13 protein-coding genes are annotated in these 14,796 nt (G+C 47.4%); 12 read left to right on the top strand and 1 reads right to left on the bottom strand.

Annotated elements, in window-relative coordinates:
- Nucleotides 1–124 precede the first annotated feature (124 nt).
- The 3 genes from J4G07_16955 (at nucleotide 125) to J4G07_16945 (ending at nucleotide 1,974) form a co-directional block, all read left to right on the top strand.
- The gene (locus tag J4G07_16955; protein ID MCE2415676.1) at nucleotides 125–871 is read left to right on the top strand and encodes a LamG domain-containing protein; all 747 of its coding nucleotides are present in this window, start codon (nucleotides 125–127) and stop codon (nucleotides 869–871) included.
- A gap of 121 nt (nucleotides 872–992) precedes the next feature.
- Nucleotides 993–1,355 (top strand): VOC family protein, encoded by a 363-nt coding sequence (locus tag J4G07_16950; GenBank protein MCE2415675.1) that lies wholly within the window; start codon nucleotides 993–995, stop codon nucleotides 1,353–1,355.
- 256 nt (nucleotides 1,356–1,611) lie between these two features.
- Nucleotides 1,612–1,974 carry a VOC family protein gene (locus J4G07_16945; GenBank protein ID MCE2415674.1) on the top strand — a complete coding sequence of 121 codons (363 nt, stop codon included), beginning with the start codon at nucleotides 1,612–1,614 and terminating at the stop codon, nucleotides 1,972–1,974.
- 102 nt (nucleotides 1,975–2,076) lie between these two features.
- Here the strand turns inward: J4G07_16945 and metH are convergent, their stop codons facing one another.
- A complete protein-coding gene (gene metH / locus J4G07_16940) occupies nucleotides 2,077–5,751 on the bottom strand; it encodes a methionine synthase (protein MCE2415673.1) in 3,675 nt (1,224 codons plus the stop codon).
- A 373-nt stretch (nucleotides 5,752–6,124) separates the two neighbouring features.
- Here metH and J4G07_16935 point away from each other — a divergent pair, with 373 nt between their 5' ends.
- From J4G07_16935 to prcB, 9 genes are all read left to right on the top strand, one after another.
- Complete coding sequence (locus J4G07_16935; protein ID MCE2415672.1) at nucleotides 6,125–6,505, top strand: hypothetical protein; 381 nt, start codon at nucleotides 6,125–6,127, stop codon at nucleotides 6,503–6,505.
- A 296-nt stretch (nucleotides 6,506–6,801) separates the two neighbouring features.
- Complete coding sequence (locus tag J4G07_16930; protein MCE2415671.1) at nucleotides 6,802–7,539, top strand: outer membrane lipoprotein carrier protein LolA; 738 nt, start codon at nucleotides 6,802–6,804, stop codon at nucleotides 7,537–7,539.
- Nucleotides 7,540–7,554: 15 nt separating this feature from the next.
- Nucleotides 7,555–8,175, top strand: a complete 621-nt coding sequence (pgsA, locus tag J4G07_16925; GenBank protein MCE2415670.1) for a CDP-diacylglycerol--glycerol-3-phosphate 3-phosphatidyltransferase — start codon at nucleotides 7,555–7,557, stop codon at nucleotides 8,173–8,175.
- Entirely contained in the window at nucleotides 8,175–8,759 is a 585-nt protein-coding gene (thpR, locus tag J4G07_16920) for an RNA 2',3'-cyclic phosphodiesterase (protein ID MCE2415669.1), read from the top strand. The genes pgsA and thpR overlap by 1 nt, the downstream gene beginning before the upstream one ends.
- Nucleotides 8,760–8,819: 60 nt before the next feature.
- Nucleotides 8,820–9,875, top strand: a complete 1,056-nt coding sequence (gene recA, locus J4G07_16915; GenBank protein ID MCE2415668.1) for a recombinase RecA — start codon at nucleotides 8,820–8,822, stop codon at nucleotides 9,873–9,875.
- A 261-nt stretch (nucleotides 9,876–10,136) separates the two neighbouring features.
- Entirely contained in the window at nucleotides 10,137–11,921 is a 1,785-nt protein-coding gene (gene arc, locus J4G07_16910; protein MCE2415667.1) for a proteasome ATPase, read from the top strand.
- An 82-nt stretch (nucleotides 11,922–12,003) separates the two neighbouring features.
- The gene (locus J4G07_16905; GenBank protein ID MCE2415666.1) at nucleotides 12,004–13,512 is read left to right on the top strand and encodes a proteasome accessory factor PafA2; all 1,509 of its coding nucleotides are present in this window, start codon (nucleotides 12,004–12,006) and stop codon (nucleotides 13,510–13,512) included.
- A 271-nt stretch (nucleotides 13,513–13,783) separates the two neighbouring features.
- Nucleotides 13,784–13,981, top strand: coding sequence for a ubiquitin-like protein Pup (locus J4G07_16900; protein MCE2415665.1), 198 nt, complete (start codon nucleotides 13,784–13,786; stop codon nucleotides 13,979–13,981).
- Between the two features lie 77 nt (nucleotides 13,982–14,058).
- Nucleotides 14,059–14,781, top strand: coding sequence for a proteasome subunit beta (gene prcB, locus J4G07_16895; protein MCE2415664.1), 723 nt, complete (start codon nucleotides 14,059–14,061; stop codon nucleotides 14,779–14,781).
- Nucleotides 14,782–14,796: the final 15 nt, after the last annotated feature.

Raw genomic sequence — 14,796 nt, 5'->3', positions numbered from 1 at the left:
GCTGTGGTCTAATGCACAAGGAGGCGGGCATTCCTCCCCTACATAAATGCAGGGGTCTCCTGCCCGAAGATTGATGAAAACCAGAGTTACAAGGTTAAAACGATTATGCGTCAGTATAATCGTAATGAGCCTGATGTTTGTAGGTATAAGTTTTGCTGAAATTGACTTTGCAGATTGTGTCGGAATGTGGCTCTTTGATGAGGGGAATGGTAACACAGTCGAAGACTCCTCTGGGTCAGGCAATGACGGCTCGATTGAGGGGGGTGCCAAATGGGTTGATGGCAAGTTTGGCAAGGGTTTAAGTCTTAATGGCTCGGATGCTTACGTGGAAATCGAGCACGATGATTCTTTAAATGTTGGCGCCGAACATACAATTGCGCTTTGGTTTAAATTAGATAAGCCTCCCGCTGGCGGCATGGGTGTTGTAACCAAAGATGATTGGGCACCTGGATTCTGGTGGGATGGCGGTGTAATCCGGCATCACACGCATGACCCAGGTGGCACGCTTCACTTTATAGATGCACCTTGGGATCCAGATACAGACTGGCATCATGTCGCCGTTACCTGGGACGGTGACGGGTTTGGCGTATATCTGGACGCTGATCAGATTGGCGACGGTGTAACGACACCAAACTTAGGAAGAAACCCGTTAACTGACAAACCCTTTTTAATAGGTATCTATTTAGCCACCGGACAACACGGTCAGTGGGGTCAGTTCTTCGCTGGAATCGTTGACGACGTTGCCGTCTTCAATGTGGCATTGGACGGTGATGATATTGAAACCCTGATGAATGACGGATTAGAAACAGCGGCTGATATTGAACCTTCAGGTAAACTCACAACGACCTGGGCTGACATTAAAGCCGATTAACCTATTAGTTCACTTGGTTGGCGATTTTCTGATGTTTGTGGGTAAAAGCAACGGAGTTCTTGCTTAGCAGCAGGCAGCTTTTTGAATTTGCCTCTATGTTGGAGATGTAGGAATAGATTTAATGGGAAATCCAGTCGTACATTTTGAAATATCGGGGAGGGACGGTGAATCGCTAAGCGAGTTTTACGGTTCCTTGTTCGGTTGGAATATTAACGCGAATACGCACGGTATCTATAGCGTGGACCCAGAATCAGAGAACGGCGTAGATGGACACATATTTTCGACGACTGACGATATGTGTTCGGATAACGGTGTCACGATTTACATTCAAGTTGACGACCTTCAGGCATCGCTTGAGAAGGTAGAAAACTGTGGTGGGCAAACTCTTGTGCCGCCTCGTCCTATTCCGAGCGGTATGGGCTCCTTCGCGTTATTCCTCGATCCAAGTGGGAACTGCATCGGTTTGTATCAACCTAAGGTGTGATTGTTGATAACGCTGTGCTTACTCCGGCGCGAAATCGCAGGATTCATGCATAAATTCGCAAGAAAATGGGTCGATGAAGGAAACTTCACCGTCCCATTTTTTAGTGATTAAAACAGTTTTATGTAAGCATCGGTTTCGTTAATGCTCGCTGTTTCCAGTTACATTCTGGATAGAAAAATTAATTTGCATTCTATAAATAATTAATGTATAATTACTTAATATAAAATAATTCAATATAAAGAAAGGTGTGAATCCAATGGGAAATCCAGTTGTCCATTTTGAAATAGCCGGTAAGAATGGTGAATCATTGAGCGAGTTTTATTGTTCGCTGTTTGATTGGAATTCTAACGGTAATGTTAATGGCGTTTATGGGTTGGATCCAGCATCGGAGAATGAAGTATGCGGACACATACTTCCGACAACCGACGATATGCCGTCTAACTTTGTTACGATTTATGTGCAGGTTGATGATCTTCAGACATCGCTTGAAAAGGCAGAAAGTCTCGGCGGCAAAATCTGTATGCCTCCTCAGGTTATTCTGGGGGGAGACATGGGTTCCTTTGCCATGTTCTTTGACCCGAGTGGCAATTGTGTTGGTTTGTATCAATCTAAGGCGTAATTGCGGATCGCGCTGCGCTTGTTCTTGCATCAAATGGCAGGAATAACGTAGATATTAAGAATAAAATGAGCGGTGGACGAAACTCCACCGCTCTATTTTGTTTTACGCAAGCAACGGCTTGAGCCAACGTCTCGCTGTTTCAATATCCATACCGGTACGTTCGGCGTAATCTGAGACTTGGTCCTCTCCGATTCTACTGATGCTGAAATACCGCGCCTCTGGATGTGAATAATACCAACCACTCACAGAGGCTGCCGGTGCCATCGCCAGACTCTCCGTGAGAGAGATACCTGTGTTCTCCGTAACATTCAAGAGTTCAAACAACACGCGTTTCTGGTTATGGTCAGGACAGGCGGGGTATCCGGGTGCTGGGCGGATCCCGCGGTATTTTTCGGTAATCAAGGCTTCATTCTCCAAACTCTCATCAACGGCATACCCCCAAAACGTTGTGCGGACGTGCTGATGCATCCGCTCCGCGAAAGCCTCGGCGAGTCGGTCTGCTAACGCCTTTGCCATAATACTGTTGTAATCGTCCTGCTGCTGCTCGAACTCGGCACAGAATTCAGAAACACCGTGGCCTGTTGTTACAGCAAACGCGCCGATATAATCCGGGACTCCTGTTGTTTTTGGCGCGACGAAATCACCGAGACTGAGGTTCGGTCTCGCAAATGGTTGTTCCGTCTGTTGGCGTAGGTGGTGCAAGGTGGCAATCACTTCTGTCCTCGCTTCGTCGGCGTAAATTTCGGTATCCTCACCGACACCGTTGGCAGGGAAAATCCCGACGATAGCGCGTGCCTGAAATCTTTTCTCTTCAACGATAACGCCGAGGAGTGTTTCAGCATCCTTAAGGAGTTTACGCGCTTCCTCGCCGACTTCTGGATTCTCCAGTATATTTGGATATTTACCACGGAGTCCCCATGTCGTGAAGAAGGGACTCCAGTCGATATAGTCAACGAGTTCCACTAACGAATAGTCTTCAAAAACCTGAGTGCCAACCGTGTGCGGCGTGGCGGGCTGATAATTTCGCCAATCCAGTGTGGATCTGCGTTCTTGGGCAACGGTGAAGGGGAGTAGATTCGTCTGTTGCCGATTTTTCGCACGACGTTCTCGGATCTCAGCGTATTCCTCACGGGTCTGCTCGGTAAAGGTCTGTTGTCTCTCGCGACTCATCAGATGGCTGACAACACCCACACTTCGAGAGGCATCCCTGACGTGAATTGTTGAACCGCTATACGCGGGCTCAATTTGAACGGCGGTATGTATCTTTGAAGTCGTCGCGCCCCCGATAAGGAGTGGGATTTGGAAACCTTCACGCTCCATCTCCCCAGCGACGTGTACCATCTCATCCAAAGAGGGTGTAATGAGTCCACTCAAACCGATCATATCGGCGTTCTCTTTCCGTGCGGTTTCCAGAATGTCTTCCGCAGCCACCATCACACCGAGATCAATAACTTCGTAATTGTTGCACCCAAGCACAACACCAACGATGTTCTTACCGATGTCGTGAACATCGCCTTTCACGGTCGCCATCACAATTTTGCCTCTGGATCGGATAGCACCTTCTGCCTGCTCCTTTTCGATATATGGAATGAGGTGTGCGACCGCTTTTTTCATAACCCGCGCGCTCTTGACGACCTGTGGCAGAAACATTTTACCGTCGCCAAAGAGTTCGCCAACACGGTCCATACCGTCCATCAATGGTCCTTCAATGACCTGTATAGGACGTTCGTAATTTTGCCGTGCTTCTTCCGTATCGGCTTCAATATATTCGAGAATTCCCTCGACCAGCGCGTGCCGTAGACGCTCTGCGACAGGTAGTTTCCGCCATTTCCGACTTACACGTTTCTTTTTCCCCTTCCCTTTCAGCGTATCGGCGAGATTAACGAGCCGGTCGGTTGCATCTTCACGGCGATTGAACAGAACATCCTCCACGGCTTCTAAGAGCGGTTTTGGCAGATCGTCATAAACGGCGAGTTGCCCAGCGTTGACAATGCCCATGTCCATACCAGCATTGATGGCGTGATAGAGAAACGCGGCGTGCATCGCCTCGCGCACCGCATCGTTGCCACGGAAGGCGAAAGAGATATTGCTAACACCACCACTCACTAAGGCGTTCGGACACGCGGTTTTAATCCGCTCGCACGCCTCAATAAACGCCTTCGCGTATTCGTTGTGTTCTTCGATCCCAGTCGCGACGGCGAAGATATTCGGATCGAAAATGATGTCCTCGGGCGGAAACCCAACCTCTTCTGTCAAGAGTCGGTACGCCCGACGACAGATCTCCACTTTCCGTTCGTAGGTATCCGCCTGCCCGCCTTCATCGAACGCCATGACGATAACGGCGGCACCGTATCGTCGAATCAGTCTTGCTTTTGCTAAGAAATCCTCCTCACCCTCTTTCAAACTGATTGAGTTGACGACACCTTTTCCCTGAACGCACGCCAAGCCTGCTTCTATGACCTCCCATCGGCTGGAATCCAGCATAATGGGTACACGACTAATGTCGGGTTCTGCTGCGATGAGGTTGAGGAACTTGACGATCGCTGCTTTGGCATCTAACATGCCTGCGTCCATATTAATGTCGATAAGTTGTGCCCCGTTTTCGACTTGATCTCTGGCGACCTCTAAAGCTGTCTCATAGTCCTCGTCTTTAATGAGTGTTGCGAATCGACGGGAGCCTGTTACGTTTGTCCGTTCGCCAACGTTAACAAAGAGAGAGTCAGCCGTGATGTTAAACGCCTCTAAACCGCTCAGACGGCATGCACGTTTTTGCTGCTCTGGTTCCCGTGGTGCGTATTCAGCGGCGACTTTGGCAATCGTTTCGATGTGTTCGGGTTGACTTCCACAACATCCACCGACAATATTGACGAATCCATTTTGCGCAAACTCGTGCATCCACTCCCCCATTTCGGTGGGGGTCTGGGTATATTGACCGAGTTCATTGGGAAGTCCGGCGTTCGGATAGCAGATAACGGGTATATCGGTTATTTTTGCCATTTCGGCGAGATATGGACGAATCTGTTGTGAACCGAAGCCGCAGTTCAACCCGACGGCGAGTAGGTTCGCATGCCGAACCGAGTTCCAGAAGGCTTCGACTGTTTGTCCGGAGAGGTTTCTGCCGCCACCGCCACTTCTGTCAGAGGAAACGATAAGCGGGATGTCAATGCCTCGTGCTTCGGCGAGGGTTTGTATGGCGAAGAGTGCCGCCTTACAGTTAAGCGTGTCCATGACGGTTTCGACGAGGAGGAGATCCACACCACCGTCAATTAAGCCTTCCGCTTGCGTCGTGTAGGCAGAAACAAGTTGGGCAAAGGTAATGTTCCGATAGCCGGGGTCATTCACATTCGGCGAAATCGTGCAACTGCGGTTGCTAGGTCCCATACTCCCTGCGACGAAACGCGGTTTGTCGGGTGATGTCCATTTATCCGCCACCTCGCGTGCGATGTGTGCAGCCGCATAATTCACCTGATATGCGATGTCTTGGAGTTGGTAGTCTGCCATCGACACGGATGTACTGGTAAAGGTATTCGTTTCGATGATATCCGCGCCGGCACTGCAGTAGTTTGCGTGTATTTCTTTTACAATATGCGGTTGTGTGATGGAGAGCAGATCGTTGTAACCTTTGAGTTCACAGGGGTGATCGGCAAATTGTTCACCTCGAAAATCGGATTCTGTGAGCCGATAGGTCTGCAATAGGGATCCCATCGCGCCATCGAGGATGAGAATCCGTTTCTCCAATTCATTTTTGAGATGTGTTATTTGTTCAGTATCTGCCATATTTTTAATTTTACCTTGCGGAGGAACAACACGCGTTTCAACTATACAGTGCGTTCCATACATCGACAAAATATGCCATTTAAGGCATAATTTCATTACGAGCTACGGGTTATGAGGGTAGTGTTAGACGAATTTTTTATTTTACCTTACGGAGTCATCAAGGAAGTTTGATCTGTTATGTGGCTTCTACCTATCTGAAGAAATACCGCGCTGACTCTCACTGCGAGGCAATACGCGCAAATGTAATACAAGGAACGGATTGAGCCTCCACTTCGTTACGGACTACGGGTTTTGAGGCGATTGAATACATCACGTGTTATAATATACCACATAGAAAGTAGGATTGTCCATTTAAAGCCGATGTAACCAAATTATGCAAACGCAAAACGAAGAACACGAACGTTCTCCATACACCCACAAATACGCCGTTCATTTTGACATCCTTCCAGAGATTTCCTATCTCAATGAAGACTTACCAGTCTTAATAGCGGATCTCTTGCCAATTTTCCACGGTTTTCCGCAAGATGTCTGGATCTCCGAAAAATGGGTAGACGAAGGACTCGACTTCTGTCGGGTTGTTTTTTCGGTGTGTTCCGAATCCCCGGATGCGATTAAAACTTTCGGCAACTGGTTTCAGGCGATATTCCGAGAACCATCCGTCGCCGAAGTTTTAGAAGGACTCGTCAGGCATGCCTTAGACGATCCGAATGATATAGAAGTTATCCTGACGGATTGGACGCGCTTGGCAAATTGAGAACGGTGCAGAATTGCATCACAACCCGTTACGGCACACGGATGAAGTTAAATAAAATATTTGGGTAATTCCATGTTCCACCAGACCCGGTAGGGTCTTTCACCCTAACCGCACCGCGCATCGGTAAAAATTACCCGATTAAATTCTTAATCTTCATGAGTGTGCCTACTACTATTAAAACTAAATCGCCTGATTTTCGACACAAATTATGTTGACACCTGTAAATAAATAATGCTATAATATTAAGGTAGAAATCAGTTCTCCAAAAGGTAATTTGGCAAAACAGGAGATGGACAATGATCCGACGAACCCTCTGGATCACTATACTCGGAAAGTTTACAAGACTCCAAAATATACTGTTAATAGCGATGTCGCTCTCAGTGCTGTTCGTTAACAAGGCACATCCGCAAACTGTTGATAAAATTTTTCAGAATTTCAAAACGGCATACGAGAAATCTAATAATTTCAGTGCGAACTTTGAGGAAACAACGCTTTTATCGAATAAGAAAAGTGTCGCTCGCGGACGATTTATCTTCGGGAAACCGAACCTACTCCGTAAGGAGTATGTGGATCGGAACGACACGTCAAAAGTTGTCCAACTTACTGTTTTAGACGGCGAATACGGCTGGACATATACACCGATACTCAACCAAGTCAATAAGATGAAGTGGACGAATCCAGAACGTCGGGAACTGTTGCCGGGTATTGGTGCCTCCCTTGAAGATGTCCAGAAAAACTACGATATGACTCTGATTCCAGACGAATTTGCGAATCCAAAAGGTGTTCATCAAATTGAGTTGTCCCCTAAAGCGCACATGGTCAGCACGAACGCAAAGGAAACACTTCAAATCTGGGTGAAATCCGGTGAATGGCTCCCTGTGCAATTTGGCTACAGAACCGAATTTGAAGATGGGACGCGCCAAAGTGTGATTGTTGCGCTCACAGAGATTGAACGAGATAAAGAACTCGCACCGGATCTTTTCAAGTTTGTGGTGCCTAAAGATGCCGAGGTAATAGATCTCTCCGACAATTAGTTTCGTGAACATATTATGAATTTCGGTACCCTTTTGCGGTTGGCAAATCTTCTAACCATTTTACGGCTTTTCCTAATCCCTCCGTTCATATACTGTTTTCAGGCTGATATGATGGGGGTTGCGCTCGCTATTTTTGCTATCGCAGGACTGACCGATCATCTTGACGGTAAAATCGCACGCAAGCAAGGTGTGACTGGCTTCGGAAAATTCATGGATCCGCTCGCTGACAAGTTGCTCATCGGTGCGGCTTTAATCTGTTTAGCCCTATTCAAGCACGCCGACAGTGGGCTTATTCCGATATGGATGGTTTTTGTTATCATCGGTCGTGAAGTTCTCGTTACATTCCTCCGAATCGTTTTCATCACAAAATACGGGGAGATCGTCTCGGCAAACCAGTGGGGAAAATACAAGATGACTTCACAATTGATTGCGATCATCATCGGGTTAATTTTACTTGCATTCCAAGACCATCTGAACGCCGCACTGATTGTGCAAAGTCGAGGTCCTATCTACTTCATGATGTATATCCCCTTAGTGCTGACGGTTGGATCTGGTCTGGAATTTCTCGTTAACAATCGCAAACCTTTATTCGCGCTGGTTCATGCAACCCGTTACGATCCAAAAGCAGGTGCGTGATGGACAGAGACAAAAGCGCAGTCATTCGCTGTTTTGTAGCAGTTGAGATCCCAGAACCGATACAAGCATCACTGAAGCCGGTGCAAACACATCTTCAGTCGCACATTCACAAGGGGATCTCGTGGACGAAGTTTGGAAATTTTCACCTCACCTTGAAGTTTCTCGGCGATGTCTATCCCGATGCAATCGATAATATAAGCGAAGCCATCCAGCATGTGACAGATACGCATCCGCCCTTCTCTATTGCTTTCGGAGGCATCGGTGCGTTCCCGAATCTCGCTCGTCCACGTGTCATCTGGATGGGCATAAAGCAGGGAGCTTCGACCATTTCACGGCTTGCAAAAGCCGTGAACCTTGAATTGACGGATCTCGGTTTCACAACAGACAATCGGTTTCACCCACACCTCACGCTTGCGCGGCTGAGAACCGCGACAGATCTTGAACCTTTAAAGCATATTCTACGTAAATATGATACAATTGTTGGTGGATCAATGCGAGTAAACGAAATCGCACTCATGCAGAGCCAACTTCGCCGAAACGGGGCGATCTATACGCCTTTAAGCGTATGCCATTTTTCCGCGTAACACAATGCCCGATGCACCTATTTTTGACTGCAGGTGCCATATAAGGAGAGACGTTAAAACATGCAAGATGAACAGAAACAGAAAGCCATAGACCAAGCGATTTCGCAAGTAGAGCGTGAATTCGGTAAAGGTGCTATCATGCGCTTTGCAGACAACGAAGTTGTGCCCGTTGAAGCGATCCCAACCGGTTCACTCGCGCTTGACCTTGCCCTCGGTGTAGGCGGTGTCCCGCGCGGCAGAATCATCGAAATCTTTGGACACGAAGGCACTGGCAAAACGACCTTAGCACTCCATATTGTCGCCGAAGCACAAAAGTTAGGAGGCACGGCTGTGTTCATTGATGTTGAGCACGCGCTGGATACCGCCTATGCCCGAAACATCGGTGTCAACTTGGAAAACTTGTTAATCGCACAACCGGATGCCGGTGAACAGGCATTAGAAATTGTCGAAACGCTTATCCGCAGCGGTGCGATTGACTTGGTCGTCGTTGACTCGGTAGCGGCTTTGACGCCGCAAGCCGAGATTGAGGGTGAAATGGGGGATGCACACGTCGGTTTGTTGCCTCGCCTGATGTCTAAAGCGTTACGGAAGTTGTCGGGTGTCACTAACAAATCCAAAACCTGTGTTATCTTCACAAATCAGATCCGGCAAAAAATTGGGATCATGTTCGGGAACCCAGATACAACCCCCGGTGGACTCGCTCTCAAGTTCCATGCTTCTATCCGTTTAGAACTCCGACGCGGTAGTCAAATTAAAGATGGCACTGAAATACTCGGCAGCGGTGTCCGAGTCAAAGTTGTAAAAAATAAGGTCGCACCTCCTTTCAAAGAAGCCGAATATGACGTTACTTTCGGGCAAGGCATCTCTAAAGAAGGAAATCTTTTGGATATTGCTGTTGAGAACGAGTTTATCCAGAAAAGCGGCTCTTGGTTCGCCTACAACGACGAACGCATCGGGCAAGGCAGAACGAATGCCAAGAAATATTTGGAAGAGAACCCAGACATTGCGGCGGAAGTTGAAGCGAAGATACGTGAAGCCTTAAGTGTGGCGCCAGAATCTACCGCCGGTGCGATTCCTGAAGAGGAAACTGACGACACAGCTGCAGCTGCGGAGTAAGAAGGGCATCGCAAGGTTTCCATACTTTAGTACGCCTTAGGGACGCATTGTTCGTATAGCGAGGCGTTCCTCGCTATACGAAACCTTGAAAAAACAAAAACAGCAATTTTTCTTGACACAATTTTTTCGGTACGCTATACTCTAAATAAACGTGGTGGGTTCATAAGGCTACAACCCATCCGAACACAGTTATCTGCGTACCTGACTTTCACCGCTATGAGTGGAGTCAAAAAATCGTTTTGGAAAGTGAGAAGTTCACGTATGGCTATTAAAAGAGGAAATTCCACGGATTCCTTCGAGGAGCAAGAGAACTGCGACGCTGTTTGGTATCAACAGCAAATTCGCACACTCCAAGGGACGATTGACATGCTCGAAGACGAGCTTGCCAGCATGCGACAACAACAGCGTGCTGTCTATGTCAAGGACCTTGAAACTCGTCTCTATGAAATGCAGCGTGAGTTAATGACGGCACACCGGCGGAATAAGAAACTCACGAGCACATTACAAGAGGCGAAAGAGAAACTGGAAATCCTCAAGGAAAAGGTCGCCCAACTTAGCGCACCCCCCAATAATTACGGAGTCTTCCTCGCTTCAAACGAAGACGGCACCGTCGATATCGACGTCAGTGGCAGAAAATGGCGTGTTAATCTTGATCCGGCACTCAGGGATAAAGACCTTGCGGTTGGACAAGAGGTTATTGTTAACAGCGGAATGAACGTCGTTAATATCAAAACTGCCGAAAAACATGGCGATGTCGTCAAAATCAAAGAGCGGATCACGGATGAACGTGCGATCGTGAGCCTTCGCACCGATGAAGAACGGGTTGTCAGAGTCGCGGAATCTCTCAAAGAGGAAACCCTAAAAGCCGGAGATCATGTCCTTCTCAACCATACAACGAGTATGCTCATGGAAAAGCTTCCGAAACGAGAAGTCGAAGATCTGTTACTTGAAGAGGTGCCAGACATCGGTTACACCGATATCGGTGGACTTGATACACAGATAGAAGCGATCCGCGATGCGATTGAATTACCATACCTCTATCCGAAGGAATACAAGGAATTTAACCTCTCTCCGCCAAAAGGGGTTCTCCTTTATGGACCCCCGGGTTGTGGTAAAACTTTAATAGCTCGCGCTGTCGCGAGCAGCATCGCTGAACGTGTCCGAAAAGAAACAGGCAGAGACGAGGTTCGCGGTTATTTCATCAACATCAAGGGACCCGAACTGCTAAATAAATATGTCGGTGAAACCGAACGTAAAATCCGAGAAGTCTTCCAAAAAGCGCGCGATAAATCGCGAGAAGGATTCCCTGTTATCATCTTCTTTGATGAAATGGACTCTCTGTTCCGATCCAGAGGTATGGGAATCTCATCGGATATGGAATCAACACTTGTGCCGCAGTTCCTATCTGAAATTGATGGTGTTGAGAACCTTCGGGATGTCATTGTCATTGGGGCAAGCAATCGACAGGATCTTCTCGACCCTGCTGTTCTAAGACCCGGTCGGCTTGACGTAAAAATAAAAATTGATCGTCCCAATCTTGACGGTGCTAAAGACATCTTCGGCATATATCTGACACCAGATATTCCATTTTCTGAAGAGATTTGCCAGCAGTTCGATGGAGATACCGAGGCGGTCGCGAAGCACTTCATCAATGAAGCCGTAAACGACATGTACGCAGCAACTGATGAAAATCGGTTCATCGAGGTGACTTACGCCCGAGGCGAACGAGAAACCCTCTTCTTTAAAGACTTTGTGAGCGGGGCAATGATCGAAAACATCGTTTCACGTGCGAAGAAAACAGCAATTAAACGTTTTATTGGTTCTAATGGAATTGACAAAGGAATACGTCTTGAAGACCTCAGCGCAGCGGTCCGAGAAGAATATCACGAAAATGAAGATCTTCCGAACACTACGAATCCTGATGATTGGGCGAAAATCTCGGGCAGGAAAGGTGAAAAGATCGTTAACATCCGTGCTTTGATTAATGAACCGACACACGAGAAACAACAGAATGTCCGAGTGACCCGAGGCGGTACATTCCTTTAATAGTTCTCGGTTCTCGGTTCTCGGTTAAGCGGTTTCCGTTTAACAAATCGCTCCTTAACTGACAACCGATAGCGAATAAAAAATGGAAATACCAATCATAATGGGAACAGAGACTGAGTATGGTATCTCAGTCAAAAACGCACGCGAGCAAGATCCGGTGGCAGCTTCCACTTTGGTCGTTAACGCCTATAAAACTTCAAGGGATGATATTCCGAGTGCGACTTCCTCCGTCACGTGGGATTATGAACAAGAAAGTCCTCTGATGGACGCTCGTGGGTTTCTTGCAGAAGCGGAAACACCTATCAGCGAGGCAGATACAAACAGCGTTGTCAATGATATATTGATAAATGGGGGTCGTTATTATGTGGACCACGCCCATCCAGAGTATTGCACGCCGGAATGTGCCAATGCACGCGACCTACTTCTCTACGAAAAGGCGGGAGAATTAATATTGGAAGTCAGCAGGGTAACAGCTGAACGCCTTTTGCTCGACAACCAAGAAATTATCATCTATAAAAATAATACCGATTACAAAGGGCACAGTTACGGTTCGCATGAAAACTATCTTATGTCTCGTAAAGTGCCGTTTGATACAATCGTTGATGGGTTGACCCCGTTCCTCGTTACCCGCATTATTATTACAGGTAGCGGCAAAGTCGGTGCAGAAAACGGAAGCAACGAAACAGATTATCAGATTTCTCAACGCGCCGATTTTTTTGAGAAAGAGGTAGGACTCAGCACTATGGTGAATCGCCCATTGATTAACACGCGCGATGAACCCCATGCGGATGACAAAATTTATCGACGTTTGCACGTCATCATCGGCGACTCCAATATGTCCGAACTCAGCATCTATCTCAAAGTTGGCATTACTTCTATAGTGCTTCAGTTGATTGAGAAAGGTGTTGTCGGTAAACAATTCAGTTTAAAGAATCCCGTCGCCGCCCTAAAAAGTATTTCGCGGGACCTTTCGTGCAAAAATCAGATAGAACTCGCAGATGGCGAGCAGTGGACTCCGATACAGGTACAGCGCGCGTACCTCAAACTGGCACAACAACATCTCACAGCCGAAGAGCGGACACCTGTCGTTGAAGATGTTCTCGAAAAATGGCAATATGTGCTTGACAACTTAGAAATCAATCCGATGCGGCTGAGCCAACACCTCGACTGGGTCATTAAAAAGAAATTAATAGAGGCTTACCGCAAACGACACGGATACGAATGGACGGACGCGCATGTGCAGATGCTGGATTTACAGTATCACGATATTCGTCCAGACAAAGGACTTTATATTAGACTGCTGAAAAACGGACATGTAAAACGGTTGCTCAGCCATGAGGAAATTGTGCACGCGATGCACTATCCACCCGTGGATACCCGTGCATATTTTCGTGGCACCTGTTTACGGAAGTTTCCAAAGCACATTTACAGTGCGAGTTGGAATTCAATGATTTTCATCGGTAAAGATCGAAGAAGCTTTGATAAAATTATGATGGATCGTCCGCATTTTGGCACACAAAAGATCGTTGGCGAGTTGCTGAACAACTGCACAGCAGAGGAACTCGTTAAAGAACTCCGATCAAAGCGGTAAACGTAGGCGTTTCGGGGGTTCAATTCCCCTCTACCGTATCCAGTAGCATCGTGTAAAGACCAAACACACCCGATAATAACCAAATCGGTTCTACTGTGATGGGTTCATACGCGAGTGAGACGAACCCGGACCCTGTGAGGACACTCGGAAGCTAAGAGCGTTAGTGTCTGGGCACTAACTTTGTAGGTTTCACCATGCGCCAAAGGAGCGTGCAAACCGAGATTTCTATAGATTTTTATAGAAATGCTCAGGTTAAAAGGAACAGAACATCATGTCGACCGAAAAACAACAGGAACAGGTCAATCACCCTGTCGATGAAACCGAAGAGATTGAACTGAATGTCGAATCGAGCGAAATGGACGAGGAGTTCGTCGAGGACTTAGACTCACTTCTTGACGAAATCGATGAAATCTTGGAAGAAGATTCACAGGAGTTTGTCGAAAACTATATCCAACGAGGAGGGCAGTAGGAGTGCTTGACCTCGATGAATATGGCACTTCTGACTTTCTCCAAATCCTCAAACGTCGCCATCCTGAATTATTGGCGATGTCCAACTCGTCTGATGCTGTCTCAAGTGCCCACATATCCGAGTCGTCATTGCGTTCTTACGAAGGCACAACCGTTTTAGCGGTTGTTTATGATGCTGGTGTCATTATGGCTGGCGACCGGCAAGCAACAGAAGGGTATCAGGTCGGCGAGCGGCGAATCCAGAAAGTCTATCCAGTTGATCGGCGCTCGGCAATCGCTGTTGCGGGTGCCGCTGGTCCCTGTATTGAGATGGCAAAACTTTTCCAAGTTGAGGTTGAGTTTTACGAAAAGACAGAAGGCACGAACCTCAGTCTTGAAGGACAAGCAAATTTCCTCTCACACTTGGTCCGCTCTAACTTAGGACTTGCCATGCAGGGCTTAATTGTCTTGCCACTCTTCGCCGGCTATGATTTGAAACGGCAACGCGGTAGAATTTTCAAATATGATGCTATCGGGGGCCGTTACGAGGAAAACGACTATTACGCAATCGGTTCCGGTGGTAAGGATGCCCGTTCAACCCTAAAAAAACGGTACACTCCAGAGATTACGCGCCAAGATGCCTTAGAGATTGTGGCGGAAGCTCTCTGGGACGCTGCCGATGAAGATATTGCAACAGGCGGTCCTGATCTCATCCGGAAAATTTTCCCAACGCTTTACACTATTACTGAAGAAGGAGTCACCGAGATTCCTGAGGCTACCGTAGAAGAATTATACCGGGACCTCATATCGCGCCTAATGTAGGGAGCGGAGTGACTC

The organism is Candidatus Poribacteria bacterium (genome assembly GCA_021295715.1).
Taxonomy (GTDB): Bacteria; Poribacteria; WGA-4E; order WGA-4E; family WGA-3G; genus WGA-3G.
This window is presented reverse-complemented; position numbering and strand designations above follow the sequence as displayed.